Annotated in this window: 20 protein-coding genes, 1 other RNA gene and 1 other annotated feature; of the genes, 3 read left to right on the top strand and 18 right to left on the bottom strand. The window is 45.9% G+C overall.

What is annotated here, in order from left to right:
* Positions 1 to 20: 20 nt before the first annotated feature.
* The 10 genes from BVI01S_RS19410 to BVI01S_RS19365 form a co-directional block, all read right to left on the bottom strand.
* Positions 21 to 971, bottom strand: coding sequence for an ABC transporter permease (locus BVI01S_RS19410; protein WP_061811276.1), 951 nt, complete (start codon positions 969 to 971; stop codon positions 21 to 23).
* The gene (locus BVI01S_RS19405; protein ID WP_061811275.1) at positions 964 to 1,890 is read right to left on the bottom strand and encodes an ABC transporter ATP-binding protein; all 927 of its coding nucleotides are present in this window, start codon (positions 1,888 to 1,890) and stop codon (positions 964 to 966) included. The genes BVI01S_RS19410 and BVI01S_RS19405 overlap by 8 nt, the downstream gene beginning before the upstream one ends.
* Positions 1,887 to 2,600 carry an ABC transporter ATP-binding protein gene (locus BVI01S_RS19400; protein ID WP_061811274.1) on the bottom strand — a complete coding sequence of 238 codons (714 nt, stop codon included), beginning with the start codon at positions 2,598 to 2,600 and terminating at the stop codon, positions 1,887 to 1,889. Before BVI01S_RS19400 ends, BVI01S_RS19405 begins: the two co-directional genes overlap by 4 nt.
* Positions 2,601 to 2,602: 2 nt before the next feature.
* On the bottom strand, positions 2,603 to 2,977 hold the full coding sequence (locus BVI01S_RS19395) for a GntR family transcriptional regulator (protein WP_061811273.1): 375 nt from the start codon (positions 2,975 to 2,977) through the stop codon (positions 2,603 to 2,605).
* A gap of 3 nt (positions 2,978 to 2,980) precedes the next feature.
* Positions 2,981 to 3,760 carry a hypothetical protein gene (locus BVI01S_RS19390; RefSeq protein ID WP_061811272.1) on the bottom strand — a complete coding sequence of 260 codons (780 nt, stop codon included), beginning with the start codon at positions 3,758 to 3,760 and terminating at the stop codon, positions 2,981 to 2,983.
* A gap of 160 nt (positions 3,761 to 3,920) precedes the next feature.
* Positions 3,921 to 4,685 carry a tRNA threonylcarbamoyladenosine dehydratase gene (locus tag BVI01S_RS19385; RefSeq protein ID WP_061811271.1) on the bottom strand — a complete coding sequence of 255 codons (765 nt, stop codon included), beginning with the start codon at positions 4,683 to 4,685 and terminating at the stop codon, positions 3,921 to 3,923.
* 199 nt (positions 4,686 to 4,884) lie between these two features.
* Positions 4,885 to 5,074: non-coding RNA, 6S RNA (gene ssrS / locus BVI01S_RS19380), on the bottom strand.
* Between the two features lie 70 nt (positions 5,075 to 5,144).
* A complete protein-coding gene (gene aspS, locus BVI01S_RS19375; RefSeq protein WP_061811270.1) occupies positions 5,145 to 6,911 on the bottom strand; it encodes an aspartate--tRNA ligase in 1,767 nt (588 codons plus the stop codon).
* A gap of 32 nt (positions 6,912 to 6,943) precedes the next feature.
* Positions 6,944 to 8,218 carry a histidine--tRNA ligase gene (gene hisS, locus BVI01S_RS19370; protein WP_061811269.1) on the bottom strand — a complete coding sequence of 425 codons (1,275 nt, stop codon included), beginning with the start codon at positions 8,216 to 8,218 and terminating at the stop codon, positions 6,944 to 6,946.
* Between the two features lie 75 nt (positions 8,219 to 8,293).
* Positions 8,294 to 8,523 (bottom strand) — a binding site (T-box leader).
* Between the two features lie 70 nt (positions 8,524 to 8,593).
* Positions 8,594 to 8,770, bottom strand: coding sequence for a hypothetical protein (locus tag BVI01S_RS19365; RefSeq protein WP_034757305.1), 177 nt, complete (start codon positions 8,768 to 8,770; stop codon positions 8,594 to 8,596).
* A gap of 161 nt (positions 8,771 to 8,931) precedes the next feature.
* Here BVI01S_RS19365 and BVI01S_RS19360 point away from each other — a divergent pair, with 161 nt between their 5' ends.
* Positions 8,932 to 10,734: an N-acetylmuramoyl-L-alanine amidase family protein gene (locus BVI01S_RS19360; protein ID WP_156477364.1), complete on the top strand. Its 1,803-nt coding sequence runs from the start codon at positions 8,932 to 8,934 to the stop codon at positions 10,732 to 10,734.
* Between the two features lie 50 nt (positions 10,735 to 10,784).
* On the opposite strand, the gene dtd is transcribed toward BVI01S_RS19360, so the two are convergent.
* The 4 genes from dtd to recJ form a co-directional block, all read right to left on the bottom strand.
* A complete protein-coding gene (gene dtd, locus BVI01S_RS19355; protein WP_061811267.1) occupies positions 10,785 to 11,228 on the bottom strand; it encodes a D-aminoacyl-tRNA deacylase in 444 nt (147 codons plus the stop codon).
* A 13-nt stretch (positions 11,229 to 11,241) separates the two neighbouring features.
* Positions 11,242 to 13,431, bottom strand: a complete 2,190-nt coding sequence (locus BVI01S_RS19350; protein ID WP_061811266.1) for a RelA/SpoT family protein — start codon at positions 13,429 to 13,431, stop codon at positions 11,242 to 11,244.
* A gap of 253 nt (positions 13,432 to 13,684) precedes the next feature.
* A complete protein-coding gene (locus BVI01S_RS19345; protein ID WP_060670793.1) occupies positions 13,685 to 14,197 on the bottom strand; it encodes an adenine phosphoribosyltransferase in 513 nt (170 codons plus the stop codon).
* Positions 14,188 to 16,551 carry a single-stranded-DNA-specific exonuclease RecJ gene (gene recJ, locus BVI01S_RS19340; protein WP_034757296.1) on the bottom strand — a complete coding sequence of 788 codons (2,364 nt, stop codon included), beginning with the start codon at positions 16,549 to 16,551 and terminating at the stop codon, positions 14,188 to 14,190. Before recJ ends, BVI01S_RS19345 begins: the two co-directional genes overlap by 10 nt.
* 83 nt (positions 16,552 to 16,634) lie before the next feature.
* Here recJ and BVI01S_RS22640 point away from each other — a divergent pair, with 83 nt between their 5' ends.
* Positions 16,635 to 16,790: a hypothetical protein gene (locus tag BVI01S_RS22640; protein ID WP_156477363.1), complete on the top strand. Its 156-nt coding sequence runs from the start codon at positions 16,635 to 16,637 to the stop codon at positions 16,788 to 16,790.
* Between the two features lie 74 nt (positions 16,791 to 16,864).
* Here the strand turns inward: BVI01S_RS22640 and BVI01S_RS19335 are convergent, their stop codons facing one another.
* The 4 genes from BVI01S_RS19335 to BVI01S_RS19320 all read right to left on the bottom strand — a co-directional run bounded on the left by BVI01S_RS19335 (position 16,865) and on the right by BVI01S_RS19320 (position 20,961).
* The gene (locus tag BVI01S_RS19335; RefSeq protein ID WP_034757294.1) at positions 16,865 to 17,200 is read right to left on the bottom strand and encodes a LapA family protein; all 336 of its coding nucleotides are present in this window, start codon (positions 17,198 to 17,200) and stop codon (positions 16,865 to 16,867) included.
* A 15-nt stretch (positions 17,201 to 17,215) separates the two neighbouring features.
* Positions 17,216 to 18,142, bottom strand: coding sequence for a cation diffusion facilitator family transporter (locus BVI01S_RS19330; protein WP_061811265.1), 927 nt, complete (start codon positions 18,140 to 18,142; stop codon positions 17,216 to 17,218).
* A 102-nt stretch (positions 18,143 to 18,244) separates the two neighbouring features.
* On the bottom strand, positions 18,245 to 20,509 hold the full coding sequence (gene secDF, locus BVI01S_RS19325) for a protein translocase subunit SecDF (protein WP_061811264.1): 2,265 nt from the start codon (positions 20,507 to 20,509) through the stop codon (positions 18,245 to 18,247).
* 131 nt (positions 20,510 to 20,640) lie between these two features.
* The gene (locus BVI01S_RS19320; protein WP_034757287.1) at positions 20,641 to 20,961 is read right to left on the bottom strand and encodes a post-transcriptional regulator; all 321 of its coding nucleotides are present in this window, start codon (positions 20,959 to 20,961) and stop codon (positions 20,641 to 20,643) included.
* 125 nt (positions 20,962 to 21,086) lie between these two features.
* Between BVI01S_RS19320 and spoVB the strand changes: the two genes are divergently transcribed.
* Positions 21,087 to 22,637, top strand: a complete 1,551-nt coding sequence (gene spoVB / locus BVI01S_RS19315) for a stage V sporulation protein B (RefSeq protein ID WP_061811263.1) — start codon at positions 21,087 to 21,089, stop codon at positions 22,635 to 22,637.
* Positions 22,638 to 23,130: the final 493 nt, after the last annotated feature.

Genomic DNA, 23,130 nt, shown 5'->3' with positions numbered 1-23,130 from the left:
CCCCATTCTGTTCTGCTTTTCTATGCTGCCACATCCCTCTTATTAAAGACGAGGAAGGCAAGCAGCTGGAAGATGATGAAATAAATGATCAGCATGGTGATGGAGAAGCCCATGGTCATGCCGTCAACGAGTGGCGGTGTAAAGCCTGTGTACTGTGTCAGGTCTGTGTTGGCGAACAGACTGTATTTTGCCCAGTCGAATTTAAGGGCGAGCAGGCTCGTGGCATTGCCCCCGACGAATAGCAGGAATAAAGAAATTCCGATTGCCAGTGAACTGCTTCTGAACACAGCTGAAATCATGAAGGCCATTGTAGCCATCATCACGATATTGACGGTTTGTAATAAGTACGTCTTGATCAAGTATCCAACGATATTCTGTTCAACCACTTTCCCATCGACAAATGCCAGGTGAGTGGACTGATCTGTCCCTCCGAACAATAAAAGCCCAAGAAGGAGCGATACGACGAATAATAATAACAACATACTCATGCCGTACAAAATGACGGTAAAGTATTTAGAAAGAAGGATCTTCGTGCGTGAAATCGGACGGATGAGCAATAACTTGATCGTCCCCCAGCTAAATTCACTTGCGACGATACCTGCTGCCACAATGATGGTAAATAATCCGACTACCAGGACGATATTGGCATTCGTTTCTACGAACGTCCAAGCCGTTTCTTTCACCTTTGGTTCGATATCGTTCTCAATGCGGTATTCGTTAATTGCGACTCTTCGTTCAGTGTCTTTTTTAATAAATTTATTCAAATTTGGAGTTTCAGCCAGCATTTGCTTATCTGATTCCACCTGGGCTGATAGTTCCTGTTTCCAGTTATTCATTTCTTTCGCTTTCGAATCACTATACTTGGTGAATGCACCTGTCACTCCAATAATGAGAATCAACAGTCCAAGCATGACAAACGTTCCGACCCGCTTGAAGATTTTGGTCCATTCATTTCTAATAAGACTAAGCATGCATGACCTCTCCTTTATCATTTGTAATTTCCAGGAACCTGTCTTCCAATGTTTTGGCTACAGGCATGACGCTGTAAATTTGGACATCGGCTTCAACAAATGCCCGGATAACATCCGGTACTTGTTCTTTTGTCAGGGCCACTTGCACTTGTTTTCCTTGAGCTTCAAATTTGATGCCAGGATCGAATGATTTAAGGACAGCCTTCACTTTATCCACTTCCTCGATTTCGAAGTGATAGACCTGTTCAGATCCTTCTACAAAGTCCCTTACTTGTTGCACATCGACAAGCTTACCGGACTGGATGATCCCGATCCGGTCACACATCATTTCCATTTCGGATAATAAGTGACTTGAAACGATGACCGCCATTCCCTCTTCCTCGGCAAGTTTCCTGATATAGGCCCGGATTTCGCGGATTCCCGCAGGATCGAGACCATTTGTCGGTTCATCAAGGATGAGGAGCTTTGGCTTATGAAGAAGGCACTGGGCGAGACCCAAACGCTGTCTCATTCCAAGAGAGTACGTTTTTACCTTGTCATTGATTCTGTCTGTCAGTCCGACCAGTTCAATGACTTCTTTCATCCGTTCATCGGTAATCCCTTTTTGCATGCGGGCAAAGTGCTTTAAGTTCTGATAACCGGACATGAACTTATAGAGCTCGGGGTTTTCAACGATGGCCCCCACATCCTTGATGGCGCCTTCAAAGTCTTTTTTGATGCTTTTTCCTGAGATGAGGACATCTCCTTTTGAGATATTCATCAATCCCACGATCATGCGGATCGTCGTCGTTTTCCCTGCTCCATTGGGTCCAAGGAAACCGAATACCTCCCCTTCATACACGTCAAACGTTAATTGATCAATGATGGTCTTGCCTTTGATGACTTTGGAAACACCTTGTAATTGCACAACCGTTTTCATCCGTTCATCTTCCCTTCTGATTTTGTTGTCTTCTTCAACCACTGCAGGACAGATAAGCCTTCTGTTTCTCTCAGTTCTTCCACCCGGCAATGCCCTTTTATTTCTCCATCCGAGATGATATAGGCCTCATCCAGGATCGCTTCAATTTCATCGATTTCATGGGTGGCAATGACCACTGTTTGATTCCCGAAATCAATATAGGAGAGGAGGCCTTTTACGATGGAGTCCCTTACCATGGGATCAAGCCCTGAGAATGGTTCATCGAGAAGCAGTACCTCGGTGTTCCGCGACAGGGCGAGGACGAGTTTCAGCCTGCCCCGGTTCCCTTTGGATAAATGCTTGATTTTCTTCCCGCCATCAAGTTCCATAAACTCCACCAGTTCATTGGCTCGATCTGTATCGAAGTCAGGGAACTGCGAGGCATAGAAGCGGATCATCCCATCCACGGTGAATGCTTCATAAAACATATCAAGTTCCGTCAAATAAGCGACTTCACTGGCCATTTTCCGTGTGACCGGCTTTCCGTTCAACGTGACGGTCCCTGTATTCGGAAGCACAAGCCCTGCAATCATCTTCAATGTAGTTGATTTCCCGCTGCCGTTCGGACCAAGCAGACCATATATCTTCCCCTTTTGGAATTGAAAGGAGGTATCGTTCAACGCTGTTTCCTTACCATATTTCTTGGTAACACCATCAAATGTCACAACCATCTCTACTCCCCCTCTCTTCGACTCAAATAGTTTTCAACACCCTGGATCATTTGTTCTTTTGTGAGTCCCAATTCTTTCATGTTTCGGATGAAAGACTCAATCACTTCCTCCTGGACCTTTTCATTGAGTATGGTCAGGACATCTTCCTTTTCTGTCACAAATGTTCCTTGCCCTCTCCTCGTCTCCACAATGTCCATCCTTTCTAATTCACTGTATGTCCGCTGAATGGTATTCGGATTCACTCCTGATTGAACGGCCATTTCCCGGACGGAAGGCAATTTGTCACCAGGGATCAATTCCTTCCTCACGATTTCACGTATGATGCGATCGGCTATTTGCAGGTATATGGGCTTTGAGGCTGTATATTCTTCTGTCATGCCTTACACCTCAACCTTGCGATCTAATAACCTGCAGGAAATGAGGAAGACGATGATCATGATCATTCCTTCAAACAGGAATGGCATGACCGGGAATGGAATCATCTCCGGATCGAAGCCTGCCTTCGCCTCATTAGCACCCACAGAGAAAAAGAATCCGGTGCTCACCTTCACGGTAAGAGTTTCAAAGAAGAACTTCTCCACCCATTCGATGCTCGTCAGGAAGGCTACCACACTTTGATACACAATGATGAATCCCGCAATGAAGATCCACCGTATGTTCTTAATGGAGGGATATTTTGAAAGAGAATGGTAAAGTGTCCACAAAAATATCGTCCATCCGGAAAAGTAGATTCCGACGACCGTCACACCCAGGTTGAAAAGAATGCCTTCTTTGATGGGCCAATAGGAGAATAACGCGTCTTCCTGAAACATGGCCATAGTCAGCATCCCCAATCCATCGACTAACAAGAGCGACAAGGTGGAGTACATAAAGGCAATGGTGAGTTTTGATAAAAGCAGCATCAACCCGCTGTAGGGACTATGAAGCCACAGTTGCGTTTTTCCTTCCACCCGTAACATGGAGCAGACGATGCCCGGAAGAAAAGCAACGTGGAAAATACCGATCATAATGAGGAATATTTGGGAAACCCCCGGCTCTTTGACAAAATTACCGATCACCAGTCCAATGATAAAAATCAAAAAAACAATGGCAATCCAGCCATAAAACCAAATGCTGGAGGTTTTGAAATCTTTCCAGAGAAGCCCTTTAAACGCGTGCATGATTGCATTCCTCCGTAATGTGTTTTAGTGTTCTAGTTAGATAGTACACTATGACACATTGAAACGTCAATCCTTTTTTAGCCATTTATTGGAATTCTCTTTATGCATAAAAAAAGACCGAATCCCTTATGAGATTCAGTCCTGTTTCCGCAAACGTCGCTTATTTGTCTTTCACCCTTTTAATTTCAATGTCTTTCAGCAATTGGTTCATGACATGGCTCGCTGCAATCAGCCCGGCCACGGAAGGAACGAAGGCGTTGGATGACGGAGGAAGTTGTGCTTTACGGATCTTCGCATCATCTTTTCCTACTTCCTTCCTGATCTCTTCACGGATGACGATAGGGCTCTCATCAGAGAAAACCACCGTCACACCTTTTTTGATTCCTTCTTTTTTCAGGCGGGTACGGATTACTTTGGCGATTGGATCTGTATGCGTTTTGCTGATATCAGCAATTTTGAAGCGGGTCGGATCGGTTTTATTCGCCGCTCCCATACTCGCGATCAATGGAATATCCCGCTTTAGGCATTCTTTCATTAAATGGATTTTATAGGAAATCGTATCAGAGGCATCAATGACATAGTCGAGTCCCTGAGCAAAGAATTCCTCATAGGTTTCTTCCGTATAGAACATTTTTAAAGCGATGACTTCACAGTCTGGATTGATGTCCATAATGCGGTCCCTCATCAAATCAACCTTTGGCTGACCCACAGTAGAGAGCAATGCATGCACCTGACGATTTACGTTGGTGATGTCCACATCGTCTTTATCCACTAACACTAAACGACCTACACCGGAACGGGCTAACGCCTCAGCTGCAAAGGAACCCACTCCCCCGATTCCGAGTACGGCCACTGTACTATTTTTAAGGGTTTGGAGACCTTCCTTACCGATCGCTAGTTCATTTCGAGAAAACTGGTGTAGCAAAATAATCAACTCCATTATAAGTATTCAACTAGGTTTATACTGAATTAGAATAAAGGATAGGAGACCGAAAATCAACATGAAATGTTGCCCTTCTCCTTCGTTTACCCCATTAAGGGCAGATTTAGTCCCAACAAAAAAGCCAGGCTGCTGTAAGCCTGACTCTTCAATTTATTCGATATTATTTATTGGATTTGTTTGGACGAGTCCCAATCGTGCCGCCGCCATCATTTCCTTCGTTTTGAACCCGCTCTCGGCAGGTGGGTGCTTTATTCCACTATTTGTTAGTCCCCGGCACGGGGCATGAACGCCTAGCGGAAACATCAAGCTCCCGAAGTTTGAATTGTTCGGTCAAAACTGTTAGGTAAAAACGTCGTACACATCAGGACTCGTTTGTGATTGTCTAAATAATATCATACCACCAGGATGATTTCAACGAATGCCCCCCGGTATTTACTTACATTATTCTACATCAAGTGACAAAGATAGTTCTTTCAATTGGGCTTCACTTACCCCACCCGGTGCGTCTGTCAGTACGCAGCTTGCACTTGCCGTTTTCGGGAACGCAATCGTATCACGGAGATTCGTGCGGCCTGCAAGGAGCATCACCAAACGGTCCAGCCCAAGGGCGATCCCGCCATGTGGAGGCGTTCCGTATTCGAAGGCTTCCAATAAGAAACCGAATTGCTCTTCCGCTTCTTCTTTCGAGAATCCAAGCACCTTGAACATTTTTTCCTGAATGTCACGCTCGTATATACGGAGTGATCCGCCTCCAAGTTCGTATCCGTTCAAGACAAGGTCATACGCTTCTGCGCGAACAGATGCAGGGTCGGTGTCGAACAGTTCAAGGTCTTCCTTCACCGGCATCGTGAATGGATGATGGGCTGCATAGTAACGGTTCTCCCCTTCGTCGAACTCAAGGAGCGGCCAGTCCGTCACCCAAAGGAAGTTAAAGACCGTTTCATCAATCAGCTTCAATTCCTTCCCTAATTTCAATCGAAGGGCTCCAAGGGCGTCCGCCACGACTGATTTCTTATCCGCCACAAACAACAGCAAGTCTCCTGCTTCCGCATTCGCAGAGGTCGAAATCGCCGAAGCATCGTCTTCGGTCACGAATTTGGAGATCGGGCCCTTTAAGCCTTCCTCTTCCACCTTCAGCCAGGCCAATCCTTTTGCTCCGTAACGTGAAACGAACTCAGTCAAGCCATCAATGTCTTTACGGGAATACTGTGATGCGCCGCCTTTCACATTGATCAGCTTCACTTGTCCACCGTTTGCAACAGCGCCGGCAAATACTTTAAAGCCTGAATCCTTGACGATTTCGGATACATCGATCAGCTCCATAGCAAAGCGTGTGTCAGGTTTATCAGAACCGTAACGGCTCATGGCATCGTCATACGTCATTCTCGGGATAGGCAATGTGACGTTTACGCCTTTCACATCATTCATCAGTTTTTTCATCATATCTTCGACAAGAGAAATGATCTGTTCTTTATCCATGAAGCTCATTTCCATATCGATCTGCGTGAATTCAGGTTGACGGTCTGCACGAAGATCTTCATCACGGAAGCAGCGGGCGATTTGATAATAACGGTCGAATCCGGAAACCATCAACAGTTGCTTAAAGATTTGTGGTGATTGTGGCAGGGCATAGAATTCCCCTTTATGAACCCGGCTCGGAACGAGATAATCACGTGCCCCTTCAGGCGTACTCTTTGTTAAGATCGGCGTTTCCACATCGAGGAATCCGTTATCGTTCAAGAAATTACGGAAGGATGTCGTGACATTATGACGCATCTTGAAGGTTTCCATCATCGCTGGTCGACGAAGGTCTACGTAACGATATTTCAGGCGGACATCTTCCGACACTTCCATCTGGTCATCAATCATGAACGGTGGGGTTTTCGCTTCATTGATGATTTGAACCTCTTCAGCGTGGATTTCCACTTTTCCGGTTTTCAGATTCGGGTTCACCGTTCCTTCTCCCCTTGCCACGACCGTACCCGTTACACTCAGGACATATTCATTACGGATTTTCTCTGCAAGGGAAAGGGCATTTTCCGATAAATCCGGGTTGAACACGACCTGTACGATTCCCTCTCTGTCACGCAGGTCTATGAAAATCAAGCCTCCCAGGTCCCTTCTCTTTTGCACCCAGCCTTTGATCGTGATTTTCTCACCGATGTATGTTTCTGTTATGTCTCCACAGTATGCGGTTCTTTTCGTCATCATGTTCTCCTCCTAATCAAAATCAATGCGTTCTATTTACCGAGCTTGCTCTTTACATTGTCGACAAACTGATCCAGGCTCACTTCTTCCTGTTCACCGGTAGCCATGTCTTTCAGATTGATTTTATTTTCTTGTAATTCATTATCACCGATGACAGCCACATATTTTGCTTCATAACGGTCAGCCGCTTTGAATTGGCCTTTCACCTTGCGATCGAGATAATCTTTCTCTGAAGAAATCCCTGCAGTTCTAAGGTTGTGAAGAAGCTTGACAGCATGATCTTTCGCGTCATCACCCAATGATACGATGAAGCACTCGACTCCCTGTTCGATCGGGAGTTCGACCCCTTCTGCTTCCAGGGCCGAGAGCAGCCTTTCGATACTGAAGGCAAATCCGATTCCAGGAGTCTCAGGACCCCCGATCATTTCAACCAGTCCGTTGTAGCGTCCACCGCCACAAAGAGTCGTAATGGCCCCGAAGCCTTCTGCATCACTCATGATTTCAAAGGCTGTATGGTTATAGTAATCAAGCCCCCGTACAAGGGTTGGATCAACTGTGAATTCCACGTCCATGTCTGAAAGGTGAGTCTGGACCTTTTCAAAATACTGCTTCGATTCGTCATTTAAGTAGTCAAGAATCGATGGTGCTGTAGACATCAACTCATGGTCGCGGTCTTTCTTACAATCAAGGATTCTGAGCGGATTTTTCTCCAGGCGATTCTGGCAATCGCCACAGAATTCATCGATCCGTGGTTTAAAGTGATTGATCAATGCCTCTCTGTGTGCATTCCTGCTGCCGGTATCACCGAGACTATTAATGACAAGCTTTAATTGAGTCAGCCCCAGTTTCTTATAGATTCCCATTGCGAGGGAAATCACTTCTGCATCAATGGCAGGATCTTCACTTCCAAGGGCTTCGACGCCAAATTGGACAAATTGACGGTACCGACCGGCTTGAGGTCTCTCATAACGGAACATCGGACCCGAATAGAAAAGCTTCGTCGGCTGATTCGGGTGCCCGAACATTTTATTCCCTACAAAGGAGCGGACAACAGAAGCCGTCCCTTCAGGTCTGAGCGCCAGGCTTCTGCCTCCCCTGTCTTCGAACATATACATTTCTTTCTGGACGATATCCGTCGTATCCCCCACTCCACGGGTGAACAGTTCACTCGCCTCGAAAATCGGGGTGCGGATTTCTTTATACTGATAGTTGTGACAAAGGGTCTTTGCCACTTCCTCTACATACTGCCATTTTTCCACTTCGCCAGGCAGGATGTCCTGTGTACCTCTTGGAATCTGAATGGACAAGATGATTTCCTCCTTTTATCGTGCACGGTTGATCTTTATGTACATAAAAAAAGCCCTCAGTCCCTTGTATATCATACAAGGGACGAGAGCTTTTATTCCCGTGGTGCCACCCTAATTGAAGTCTATGAAAGACCTCCACTTAGCCAGTTAACGCCTGGTACGTTCATCTCCTACTAACGATCGTTTTCAGAGAGAAACCTCCTGAGTGTTCATTCACTAAGTCACATTGTAGAAATGCTCTCAGCCAAGGCATTTCCTCTCTTTACACGCGGGGGTTAGCTACTATGCTCGATCAACGGTTTTTGTAAATGTTATTTTATTTGTATAATGATACGGTTGGCGCAGGTACATGTCAAGAGGTTAAAGAAAATTTCGTCAGGATCGCTCCATTTTCTTTTTTAACAATTTCACTTCCCGTAATGACAATCCGAATTCGGAAGCAAGTTCCACGTTCAACGCATCTTTTTCACGTTCTAAAAACTGATGGAAATCCACTCCAAATAACTGGTTATCCCCATTTGCGCTCATGAATCCTTTTTCACTCGACCTCACGTACACTCATCCTTTCAAAAACATTCCTACCCTTATCATTTCCAATTACCTATTTTTCTTTCGTTTTAGAGGGATTTTATTTTTTTTATCGTATTAAAACCATAAGGATTTCTTCCGGAACCTCCCTTCTTCTTAAAAAATTGACAGATGGGGTTCAACACTTGAGCAGGAAAATCCGATATTACTATGGGTGTTTGTATTTCTTACAGGAGGTGACGAAGATTAAGAAAGTAATCACATCGATGTTGATTGTGTTCCTGATGTTCCCGATGCAGCCCTTCATGGATCAGGCACAGGCTGAAACCGGAAAGGTCACGATCAGCGTCTCGACCCTTAATGTCCGGACAGGACCGGGACTGAGCTTTCCCGTATTGGCAACGGTACATAGGGGGGAAGAGTACAAAATAGTAGACACGCAACAGGATTGGTATAAAGTCGAGACAAACAGCGGGGACGGCTGGGTGGCCGATTGGCTAGTGACAGTGGATAAGTCTGTTTCCGATGATTCGTCTCCTCGAGATGGCCAGGTGAACACAGACGGTCTCCGCGTCAGAAAGGGCCCCAGCACTTCAGACGACGTTGTGACGGTATTGCAAAATGGAGATACGGTGACCGTTATGAAAGAAGATGGAGACTGGCTGAACATTGAATCAGGAAGCACCAGGGGATGGGTCCACCGTGATTACATAACGGGATCAAAAGCCGCCCAAGGGAAAAAAAAGGTGAACCAAAAAGGGATCATCACAGATGACGCCTTGAATGTCCGAACATCACCATCCCTGCAGAGCTCCGTCCTTGGCGTATTGAATACAGGGGATGAAATAGAGGTCACCGGGAGTGTTTCCGGTTGGTATGAGATCAGGTTCGGCAACGAGGCTGCATGGATCAGTGATTCATACGTAGAGTTCTCTACCAGTTCTGATGAAGCTGAAACAAGTCCATCCGAAGAGGAATCACCCTCCGATGGAGAGATGGTCGGAATCATTTCGGTACACGGTCTCAATGTCCGTGATGAAACCTCCCTGAATGGCCGAATCGTCGGTAAAGTATCCAAGGGTGAGAAATTCACATTGTTAAAAGAGAAAAATAATTGGTATCAAATCAAGCTCCCGAATGGGAATAAAGGGTGGGTTGCCGGGTGGTATGTTCAGAAAACGGTGACAGCCGCCGCCCATGAAAGCAACAGTTCAAATGAAAACATCACGATTCTTTATAATGGCACGAATATCCGCAGTGAAGCAAACACCCAGGCAAGTGTAGTCAAACGAGCTTCAAGTGGAGAATCTTACGGGGTAAAGAGTAAGGATGGAGACTGGTATGAGGTGGAATTAGCCGATGGCAGTGCCGGGTTTGTAGCCGGCTGGGTCGTTTCGGTCCGCTCTGCATCAGGTGAAAACACGACGCCAGACCGCAAGAGAAGCGGTGGTCTCGAAGATAAAGTGATCGTGATCGATCCCGGGCACGGAGGTAGGGACAGTGGTACGACGGGAGCAAGTGGTACACTTGAGAAGCTTCTTACCATGAAGACAGGCGAACTCCTTGCCGAGAAGTTGAAAAGCGCAGGCGCAAAGGTCAAATTAACAAGAAAAACCGATGAATATTTATCGTTGCCATCCAGGGTATCATTATCCCATTATAATCAGGCAGACGCCTTTGTCAGCATACACTTTGACAGCATTATGGATTCTTCCATTGCGGGGCATACGACTTACTACTATCAGGACCAGCAAAAAGAGTTGGCAGAAGAGATTCACGGTAGTCTCTCGGATCGATTACCCACATCAGACCGGGGTGTCCGCATCGGGGATTATCATGTCATCCGTGAAAACAACCGGCCAGCCGTCCTGCTGGAATTAGGATTTCTCAGCAATCCATCAGAAGAAGCCAATGTTAATACTCAATATTTTCAAGATTTGGCTGCGACGGCCATCTATCATGGTTTAAGTGATTATTTCACAGAGTAATGCCCATTCACATAAAAAGGCTGATTCCGAGAGCGGAATCAGCCTTTTTATCAGGTTTTACTTTCAATCAAAAGTGTAACAGGACCATCATTCGTCAGGTTTACATCCATCATTGCACCGAATACGCCTGTTGTCACCCTCACTCCTTTTTCCTCAAGGACCTCATTGAAATAGTCATAAATCACTTCTGCATGGTCGGGTTTGGCTGCATTCATGAAATTCGGCCTTCTTCCCTTACGCACATCGCCATACAGCGTGAATTGGGATATGGACAGGATCTCTCCCCCAACATCAAGAAGTGAATGATTCATCTTTCCCTCTTCATCTTCAAAAATGCGGAGATTGACAACTTTGTCTGCCGCATATCGGGCATCTTCCTGTGTATCTTCATGGGTGATCCCTACAAGCAGTACCGCGCCTGATCGGATTTCTCCCTTTACTTCTCCATCGACCGTGACGGAGGCTTCTTTGCTTCTCTGCAGTACAACCCTCATAAAGAAATCTCCTTTAGTTCATGATTCTTCTAACTGCATATATATCTGAAATCTGTTTGATTCTCTCTACCACTTTGTGAAGATGGGAAATGTTTTGAATCGAAATGGACATATTGATGGTTGCCACTTTGTTCCGGTCCGATTTCCCGCTCACAGCCGAGATATTCGTCTTCGTTTCATTCACCGCCTGAAGGACTTCGTTCAGTAGTCCTCTGCGGTCATAGCCGGAGATTTCAATATCGACATTGTATTCTTTACGGTCATTCCCGTCACTTTCCCATGATACAGGAATGAGGCGCTGTTCCACTTCATCCGCCATGACATTCGTACAATCCGCACGATGCACTGAAACGCCGCGGCCCTTTGTAATGAAGCCGACGATTTCATCCCCGGGAACCGGACTGCAGCAGCGGGACAGGCGGATAAGGAGATTGTCGATGCCCTCAACCTGTACACCCGCATCTTTTTTGCGCTTCACGGGTTGAGCATTCAATTCTTTCATCGTTTCTTCCAGATTATCTTCCTGTTCCCGCTTCTTCCGGTGTTTTTCCGTCAGCCGGTTGGCGATTTGAGCCGCTGTGATCCCGTTATAGCCGACGGCTGCGTACATATCTTCTTCATTGGAGAAATTGAATTTCTCCGACACACGCTTGATGTTTTCCGGATTCAGGATTTCCTTCACATCGAAATCCTGATTCTTGATTTCCTTCTCGACCAGCTCACGGCCTTTTTCAATATTTTCTTCCCTGCGCTGTTTCTTGAAGAACTGCTTGATTTTATTCTTCGCCTGGGACGTCTGGGCAAGCTTCAGCCAATCCTGACTCGGGCCATACGAATGTTTAGACGTAAGGATCTCGATGATATCTCCTGTTTTCAGCTTGTAATCGAGAGTGACCATCTTCCCATTGACCTTGGCACCGATCGTTTTATTGCCGATTTCCGAGTGGATCCGGTAAGAAAAATCGATGGGGACGGATCCTGATGGCAATTCCAATACGTCTCCTTTAGGTGTGAATACAAAGACCATATCAGAAAACAGGTCGATTTTAAGAGATTCCATGAATTCTTCAGCATTGGCCGATTCATTTTGGAACTCGAGTATCTCCCTGAACCAGGAAAGCTTCTTCTCGAATGAAACAGGTTCATTCGCTTCTTTCCCTTCTTTATACGCCCAATGTGCCGCTACCCCGTATTCAGCGATCTGGTGCATCTCAAGCGTCCTGATCTGTACCTCCAAGGGATCGCCTTTAGGACCGATGACCGTCGTATGAAGGGACTGGTACATATTCGGTTTCGGCATGGCAATATAATCCTTGAACCTTCCGGGCATCGGTTTCCAGCATGTGTGAACGATTCCGAGTACAGCATAGCAATCCTTGATGCTGTCTACGACCACACGTACAGCCAGGAGGTCGTAAATTTCATTGAATTGCTTGTTCTGCAGGGCCATCTTACGATAGATGCTGTAAATATGCTTAGGGCGTCCAGAAATTTCAGCCACGATTTTCACATCGCCCAGCTTATCTTTCACTTCATTGACGACTTCCTCTAGATACTGTTCACGCTCCGCACGCTTCTTCTTCATCAAATTGACGATACGATAATATTGTTGAGGATTTAAATACCGGAGCGACGTATCTTCCAATTCCCACTTGATCTTTGAAATCCCCAACCGATGGGCCAAAGGAGCGAAGATTTCAAGTGTCTCATTTGCTATTCTCCGCTGCTTCTCCTGTGGTAAATGTTTCAGGGTTCTCATATTATGAAGGCGGTCTGCCAATTTAATCAGGATGACCCGGATATCCTGAGCCATCGCCACGAACATTTTCCGGTGATTTTCAGCCTGCTGCTCTTCATGGGATTTGTATTTAATCTTCCCTAGCTTCGTGACCCCATCAACGAGCATGGCCACTTCGGCATTGAACGCCTCTTCAATTTCACCAAGGGAAATGCCTGTATCCTCCACTACATCATGAAGAAACCCTGCTGCAACGGTTGCCGGATCCATCTCCAGGTCCGCCAGTATCCCTGCCACCTGGATGGGATGGATGATGTAGGGTTCACCAGACTTCCGGTACTGCTCACTGTGGGCATCCCTTGCATACTCGTATGCCTTCTGGACCATTTCAACATGCTCATCGTTTAAGTATGCTCTTGTTTTATCAATAACCTGTTCCGGGGTTAGTACTTGATCTTTAGCCATGATCAAAATCACCTTTGTATTTTAATATAGTTCACGATTGTTCGATTTTAATGATTGTTACTATTATCAAAAAAAAACAGCTTCTGTAAAGTGTTTCGCAGAAAATTCTCAGAATCCAACTGTTTTTGTCGATAAATGTCGATTCTATTCTTCTTGAAATTAAAAAAATAAGGGCTGACACGTTAACCAGTTGTCAGTCCCTTATTTCAGTATATCACACATTTCATATGTTTATCAGAATTGATAAAGGTAATTAGTATTGCATCAATGTCATAATATCGTAGTTCTCAAGTTTGTCGCGGCCGTCAAGGTACGTAAGTTCAATTAAGAACGCAGTCCCTGCAACGATTCCACCCAATTCTTCCACAAGCTTGATCGTTGCTTCGATCGTTCCACCTGTTGCCAGTAAATCATCCGTGATCAGGACACGCTGGCCGGGCTTGATGGCATCTTTATGGATGGTCAAAGCATCTTTACCGTACTCAAGGCCGTATTCCTTCTGGATCGTTTCACGTGGTAATTTACCAGGTTTGCGGACAGGTGCAAAGCCTACTCCAAGTGCATAAGCGACTGGGCATCCGATGATGAATCCACGGGCTTCCGGTCCTACAACCAGGTCGATCTGCTTTTCTTTTGCATATTCGACGATTTGGTCTGTAGCATATCTATAAGCATCACCATTATCCATAAGGGTCGTGATGTCTTTAAACTTAATTCCTTCTTTTGGCCAATTCTCAACGATTGTAACATATTGTTTTAAGTCCATGCTTCTACTTCCTCCTCAATTGTAACAGACTCTTCTATCCTTTCATTAAACCAAGTCTTCAACTCTTGATAGGAAGAATATAACAATTCGTTTTCAAGCTCGTATTGTTGTTGTTTCTTCTGATATGTTCGAGATTCAGAAAGATCTTTCTTGGTTTTCGCAGGATTAAGAGAAATAAATCCATTGTCTATTGTAACAAACTTCAAATCAAAAAACACCTGTGACATGAAATCGATTGTTTCTTTTGACCAGCCTTTGTATTTCGCGAGGTCATCGCCATGCTTATTGACATCAAACGATCCCCTTTTGGTTAAAAAGCCGTAGTACCATTTGAAATGGTCCCGGGTCGGCATCGTACTAAAGAAATGATCTTCTTCCTGGAAGAAATGAGCATAGATCCGGTGAGGACGCCCCTTCTTCAAAAGCTCTTCAAGTAAAGGCTTGGAATTCGGCAGATCCAAGAGCACAAGGCTCGCTTTCTCCGTTGATAACCCATCAAGAGTCGAGCTTTCCTCCAGGAGGATGACTTCGTCTTTAGGCAGGTTCAGTTTGTCCAACGTGGATGGATGAAAACAAATCATCTTCTTATTTTCTTCAGGGATGAGTCCGTTCCATTTATGGACCTGCTTGATTCCCCGCACATCGAATAATTGCCAATGATCGATTTTCACATCATGTAAAAATACCTGGGGCTTCTTGCGGTTGTTCCACTCATTTATGGAAAGTTCACCAATAACGGATGCATTGGAAAAAGGCGTCATATGGTCAGCCAATTCTCCAAGCCCGAAGCCTACACCATCCAATTGAATGCCCTCGTCCCCTAAAACAAGCTTCAGATGATTTTGTGCAGAGCCGATTTTTTTATAGTGCTCGATGCTCACATTATCGATGATCCACTTAGGCTTTGGATTTTTCATTCCAAAAGGCGCCAAAAGCTGAAGCTTTTCAATCGACTCAACAGTGATTTCGTCCACAGTCACAGGAGCATCGAGTTGTGTGACAGGGATGAAGTCTTCGGATGTCAGTTCCGAACCGGCCAGTTCATTTAACCGGCTTCTCAACTGAGATACATCGTCTAATTGCAGCGTCATTCCGGCAGCCATCGGATGTCCTCCGAAGTGGGGAAGGATATCCCGGCAGGTTGATAGATTTTTAAATAGATCAAAACCAACGATGCTTCTCGCAGACCCTTTCGCCGTCCCTTTTTCAGAGTCGTAGCTTAGCACGATGGTCGGCCGGTAAAATTTGTCGACAAGGCGGGAAGCCACAATCCCGACAACTCCTGGATTCCAGCCTTCTTTTCCGATGACGAGTACATGGTTATCCTTAAGCGGGAAGTCCCGCTCCACCATCTCAACGGCTTCCTCGGTCATCTGGGCGACAATAGCCTGTCGTTCTTTATTCAAGCCGTCAATTTCTTCTGCCAGTGCCTTGGCCTCTTCTTCGTCTTCTGTAAGCATGAGGTCAACGGCAGGATCGGCATCACCTAAACGACCGACGGCATTGATCCGTGGAGCGATCATGAAGCCGACCGTCTCTTCGGTAATTTCATGCTGCTTCGCATTGGCGATTTTGCATAAAGCTTTGATCCCCAGCCGGTTTGAACCCCGGAGCTCCGCAAGACCCCGTTTAGCCAGAAGGCGGTTCTCCCCTTTCAAGGGAACGAGATCCGCAATGGTTCCAATCGCGGCAAGATCCAGTAAATGGGTCGGGAGTTCACCATAAAGGGCATGAGCCAATTTAAATGCCACTCCTACTCCGGCAAGTTCACCGAACGGATAGGGTGCTTCTCCCACTTTTGGATGGAGTAGAGCGTAGGTTTCCGGTAATTCGGGGCCAGGTTCATGGTGGTCTGTAATGATCAGATCCATCCCGAGATCTTTCGCAAGTTTAGCTTCGTTCACGGCAGAGATCCCTGTATCGACCGTGATGATGAGCGAGAACTCCTCATCCTTAGCCCAGCGGAACGCCCCTTCATTCGGACCGTATCCTTCGCTGAAACGGTTTGGGATATAAAATTCCACTTCAGCGCCAAGATCTCTCAGGACCGTCATCATAACCGACGTTGAGCTGACCCCATCAGCATCATAGTCACCGTAGACAAGAATTCTTTCTCCGTCCTGGATGGCCTTATGGATCCGTTCCGTTGCTTTTATCATATCTTCAAATAAAAATGGATCGTGAAATGAATCGCCAGAATCAAATAAAAAATTCCGGGCTTCTTCTACATCATCCAAATCACGATTTATCAATAATTTCGCTACAAGCGAAGGTACTTTTAGTTCATTTGCCAATTCTGCTATTTTATGTTCATCTGTTTCTGTCAATATCCAACGTGTTTTTGAGTTTAACATACGTTCACCCCTCAGCCTTACTCATTATACAAAAGTGAGGGGGTTGTTTCAATCTTAATGAAAGTCTATGAAGAGGATGTAGGATGGGTGAACGTGGTTTCAAGATGTCCCTGGGTGGGAATCCAGCCGCTTTTGGAGAAAAACCAGCCGGAATCGGGAATAATCCAGCGGGTTTACGCCATTATCCAGCCGTTTTGGTTGAAAATCCGGCCGCAATCCAACAGAATCCAGAAAAATGACATATTTATCCAAATCCAATCAAACTCCCCAGTCAAAACAAAAAAAGCCCGGCGGCAACAGCCACCAGACTCATTTATTCTCCCACTTCCCCTACGGAATCCGGAGCGCGTTTTTTTAAAGGGATATCTTCAGTCTTTTCTTTATGCATCCCCTCTGTCTGTTCCCTCAATAACATATTTTCCTTTTCAAGGGATTTGACCCTGCGCTGGACGACGAATAACCGGAACAGCCCAACGGAACCGATGATGATACCGCCCATCAGGACAGATCCGAGAATAACTAATATAAGAGGCCAGTCGGATTCACCGAACAGATAATTGACGGTGACAGGGTCGACATTGATGACTGCAAATATTGAAACCACCAGCGCAAAGAAAATACCCAATAATAATGTCCATTGAAACTTCATGAGACTTCCCTCCCTTTACGTTAAGTCTATTTGATCATCACTTTCTTCAGAAGCAGAGTTGAATGGATTGATATGAATGAATACATCATTCACATTGGATTCCTTCAGAAGCTTCTCCTTGACTTTCTTCCCGACACGATGACCTTCCTCTACCGTCATGTAAGGATCGACACTGATCTTCAAATCGATGATCACATAGTGTCCGTGTTCCCTTGCATGAAGCTCGTTGATTTCCTTCACTTCCGGGACGGTCTCCACAATTTTTCGAAAAGGCAGTATATCCTCCTCATGCATGACGTGATCAAGGGTCGTATGTATGGATTCCGCCCCCAGATGCCAAGCCATCCTGAGGACAAGCAGGGAAACGAATATTCCTGCTACAGGATCCGCATAAACAAGCCAGCCGATATCGAACTTCCCTCCAAGGATGGAAGCTGAGATCCCTACCAGTGCCGCGATGGAAGAGAACACATCCGAACGATGCTCATATGCATTAACGATTAAAGCATCACTCTTTATTCTTTTACCCAACCGATATTTATATTGAAACATCGCTTCCTTCACGACAATAGAAACAATGACGGCATAAATTGCAATGGCTGTAGGGGGACTAAGGGGATGAAAAAAGGATTCAATAGATGATTTCCCAATTTCGATCCCCACAAGGAACAACAGGACGGCCACGATGATTGCCGCAATGGACTCCGCCTTTCCGTGACCATAAGGATGATCCTGATCGGGTGGCTGCTTGGCAGCACGTAAACCGATAAAGACGGCAAGTGATCCTGCTACATCCGATGCAGAGTGAACCGCATCGGCAATCAGCGCCCGGCTATTCCCCATGATGCCTGCCGCCCACTTTATCACCGCCAGTACAATATTGCCTACCACACCGATCATGGCAGCGAATTCCGCTTTTTTAAAACGATCCTCATGATTCATTCAAGTCGCCTCCCTTTTAACTCCTATTAGTGTAACCCAATGCTGTAAAAAAACAAAAAGACAGGTCCGGGAAGAAATACTTCCCGGACCTTTTGATCGTCATTATACTTGTGGTTCATCCGACCACGTTTTCTTTTCTTTTACAGTCTTGATGGTTCCTTTTTTCTTCAGTTCTTTCTTCTTCATCACGAGCCATACCTGGGAAGCGATGAATACGGAAGAATAGGTACCTGAGATTAACCCGACCAATAAAGCGATGGAGAAGTTACGGATCGACTCACTTCCGAAGATCATGAGTGCAATGACCGTGAACACGACAGTCAATACGGTATTGACTGAACGGCCCATCGTTTGTCTGATACTCAGGTTCACTACTTCTTCAATGTCCTTATCCGTCTTCAAACGGCGTTTCTTATGAAGATTCTCCCTTAGCCTGTCAAAGGTGACGATCGTATCATTGATTGAATAACCGACAATCGTCAGGACAGCTGCAATGAATGTGATATCCACTTCGAGCCTGGTCAAGCTGAAGAATGCAATGATAAAGAATGCATCATGCAGGAGGGCAAGGATTGCCCCCAGTGCCATTCTCCATTCGAAACGGAACGTGACATAAATGATGATTCCGACAGAAGCGATGGCCACTGCGATCATGGCGTTCTGCGCTAGCTCTTTCCCAATTACAGGTGAAACGGTACTGATACTTGGCTCGGCACCATAGAGCTTGTTGAAGTGATCTTTCAACTTCGCGATATCGTCCTTATTCAGGTCATCCGTATAGCGGACAACGGCAATATTATTTTGATCGCCTGAAATGACGACATCGTCAGAAGGCAATTTAATCTCCTTCAGTTCGTCCTGAACCTGTTCCGTCTTCAAGCTTTGATCAGCGAGGATCTCCATCCGTGATCCGCTGACAAAGTCAATTCCAAGATTCAACCTGAAAATGGCCAGAATGATGATACCTGCCGTGATAAGTACCGCTGACAGAGTAAAGAATTTCTTTCGCTGCGCAGCGAAATCAAAGCGGTCAAAACGGGTAGGGAGATCCAATGTATCGTAGTTCTCCGCCAGGTCCTTGATTTCGGATTTTTTGACACCGAACCAGCCCGGCTTTTTATTGAAGATACGGCTGTTCACCCAAAGGCCGAGTAACAGTCGTGAACCCCATACCGCCGTAATGAAGCTTGTCAGGATACTGACAATCAGCATCGTTGCGAATCCTTTGACCGAACTTGTCCCATAGAAGAAAAGGACGGCCGCTGCAAGGATGGTCGTTACGTTGGCATCAAGGATCGTCAGGAAAGAAGATTTATTCCCTGCCTGGAATGCAGAACGTATCGGCTTCCCGACCCGCATTTCTTCTTTGATCCGTTCATAGGTGATGATGTTGGCATCGACGGCCATACCCACCCCAAGGATGAGGGCTGCGATCCCCGGCAGGGTCAGGACCCCGTTCATGAGATCGAAAATCAACAGTATCAAGTAAATATAAACAGAAAGGGTGATCGTGGCGATCAGTCCCGGGAAACGGTAGTACGCAATCATGAATAAGAAAATGATGGCAATCCCGATGATCCCCGCAGTCACTGTCTTATCCAGGGCCTGCTGACCGAATTGCGCTCCGACGGATGTTGAATACTTCTCATCCAGTTTGACCGGAAGTGCACCGGCATTTAAGAGAGACGCAAGATTTTGGGCGCGCTCAACCGTGAAGTTCCCTTCGATGATGACTTCATCGGAGTTGATCGGCTTTCTCACCGCCGGATCAGAGATGAATTTCGGATCCTCTTTTCCTACTTCAGCACTGTATGAATCTTTCCCTTCCTCGAAATCCAGCCAGATGACGAGCTGATTCTGAGGAGCCATGGCGGAGATTTCCTTTGTTAATTCATAAAATTTCGAGCGGTCTTTCAATTTTAATGAAACAATCGGATTATTCTTGTCATCAAACGTTTGTTTCGCAGATCCCGACTCAAGATCCGATCCGTCCAGACGGACTTTATCGTTCACGTCACGGAACGTCAGATTGGCTTGAGTGGAAAGGATTTCCCTTGCTTCGTTCTGGTCCTCGACACCGGCCAGTTGAACACGGATGCGGTTCCCGTCTTCAATTTGGATATTCGGTTCACTGACACCCAATACGTTAATACGCCTGTCGAGTGCATCGGCTGTATTGGCAACGGTCTCTTTCGTGATTTCCTGGCCTTTTTTGATCGGCTGAACTTCATAAAGAACTTCAAATCCGCCCTGCAGGTCCAATCCCAGTTTAATGTTATCTACAATACTCTTCGTTGTGCCTCCCATAGTACCTGCAAGCAATACCACAAGTATAAAGAAGGCAATGATTCGGCCACGCTTTACCATTATGTATAGATCCTCCTTGCCGTTTTAAAAAAACCATACGAACTATGTGCTTCAAAAAGTAATATAATTCCTGAAAACTTCACCTTTCTCATTATCTATGAGAAAGAAATGAGTGTCAATTTCTTTTCGGGCTATTTTCCATTCTTATTCGGGCGAAGAAGCTCGTTCAGCTCATCTTCATTCACTTCTGCAAACCAATTGGGAGACCTGTATGCTTCGATCGTTTCAAAGCTCATATACTCACCGGGTTTGACTGTCAACACATCACTCACTAACTGAAAGAACTTTACATCCACTTCAGGCTTCTTCCATTTCTTCTTCGTTAAGTAGGACCATAGGCGGTCAGCGTCTGCCTTTCCGTATCCAAGAATTTCAAATTCTTCTACTTTGCTTACAAGCGCTGGTACTAATGATTCATAAAAACGATCGTAAGGATGCTGATTTTTCTTCATTCCCCATCCACCCCATTTGGGCTATATTCAGCCCGAATTGTTCACTACTTGTCATGCTTTGTCCACCCTTATGCATATACATCATTGTAAACGATAATACCAATTTTGAGAAGGCAGGGAATTTTATGTCAAAATTTCTGAAAGGCACCATGATCTTAATGATGGCCGCCTTTATAACTAGAATATTAGGGTTCGTGAACCGCATCGTCGTCGCCAGATTTATCGGGGAAGAAGGCGTCGGCCTATTTATGATGGCTTTCCCTACCCTCATACTCGTCATCACCGTCACTCAACTGGGGCTCCCTGTAGCCATCTCAAAAAATGTTGCCGAAGCAGAATCAAAGGGAGATATCCGGAAAGTCAAAAAAATATTGGTCGTCTCTCTTTCTATCACCATGGGGCTATCCCTCATCTTCACCCCTGCCCTCATCCTGCTCGCCCCTTATTTAACAGACGTCTTGTTTACGGATGACCGGATCTACTATCCATTGGTGGCCATTGCCCCGATCATTCCGATCGTAGCGATCTCGTCGGTCATCCGCGGCTATTTCCAGGGAAGGCAGAACATGAAACCTTCCGCCTATTCACAAGTCATCGAGCAGGTGGTCCGGATTACCCTGATTGCCGTATTGACCAAAACCTTTCTTCCTTACGGGATTGAATACGCAGCAGCCGCTGCCATGGTGGCGTCGGTCCTTGGGGAACTTGCTTCCCTTCTGTATTTATTCGCAAGCTTTAAAGTAAAGAAGAAGTTCAAGATCCGTCGCAATTTCTTTAAATCAATCCGAAATGGACGGGAAACATTCAACGAACTCATGAGTGTGGCCCTGCCGGCAACAGGCAGCAGGATGATCGGGTCGATTGCCTGGTTTTTTGAACCGATCGTGGTAGCGAACAGCCTTGCCCTCGCCGGAGTGGCAGCAGGGATGGCGACGAAACAGTATGGTTCCTTGACGGGATATGCCCTTCCCCTTCTGTTTCTTCCATCATTCGTTACCCTTTCACTATCCCAATCTCTTGTCCCGGCCATCAGTGAAGCCAACTCTCAAAAAAATTTCACCTTAATCGAACACCGGCTTCAACAGGCCCTCAGGTTCTGTTTGATCACAGGCGGGATATCCGTCGTCATCCTCTACGTGTATGCAAAGCCCCTCATGCAGGTCATGTACGGGAATGAAAACGGGGCAGGCTTCTTGATGATCATGGCGCCTTTCTTTTTATTTTATTACTATCAAGGGCCATTGCAGGCCGTGCTCCAGGCATTGAACCTGGCAAGGGCCGCCATGATCAACAGCCTGATCGGGGCCGTGGTGAAGACCGGCGTCATCTTTGTCCTCGCTTCACAGCCGGCTTTTGGCATCAACGGGGCGGCTCTCGGGATCGTCACCGGGTTCCTGCTCGTGACCCTGCTTCATTTCATGACCATCCTGAAATATATTCCGATGACGATCTATGCCCGGGATTATGTAAAGACGGTGTTAGTTCTGTTGGTTACCGGAGTATGGGGCCACTTTTCTTATCTTTACTTATTTGATGGTCAGTCCACCGTGTTCCGATTGCTATTCGGGGTCATTACTTGTACGGCTCTTTATACCGTGCTCTCCATCACCCTTAAGCTCATCGTGAAAAACGACCTTGCCAGGATCCCATTCATCCGTCGATTCATCACTCCATAGTCTCCCCAAATAAAAAAACTCCTTAACATTTTGTTGAGGAGTTTTTTTTATTGGAGTCACTTTCGCAATCGGTATTGCTTCATTTTTCAAAAGTAAGCAGAAAGTTGATTTCCACTTCAGGATTCTCGCTTTCCGCGGGGCTGGCGGTGAGCCTCCGGGGTCTCACCTGTCCAGCAATTCCCGCAGGAGTCGAGCATCCTTCCGCTCCAATCAACTTACGGAGCATGTATCCTTAAACAAAAGTTAAATAAAAACAGAATATTAGCAAGAACCTCACCGATATTTATTAAAGAACTTTTCAAATCTATAAAAAATATCAATTTTCGCTAAAAGCTTCCCTGTTGCAGAGATGAGAATTCAAATAACCTACAATTTATGACCCTTGAAATAGCAAAGAGTGGATTGTAGCGGAAGGCATTTGACTCCTGCGGGAAATAGCGAAAAGCGGAGGCGGCTTGCTCAGCCCCGACAAGCATAAGATGAATGGGCCGGG

It is taken from the genome of Rossellomorea vietnamensis NBRC 101237 (assembly GCF_001591825.1).
Lineage (GTDB): Bacteria > Bacillota > Bacilli > Bacillales > Bacillaceae_B > Rossellomorea > Rossellomorea vietnamensis.
The sequence above is the reverse complement of the archived record's forward strand: the minus strand, read 5'-3'. Positions and strand labels throughout refer to the sequence as shown.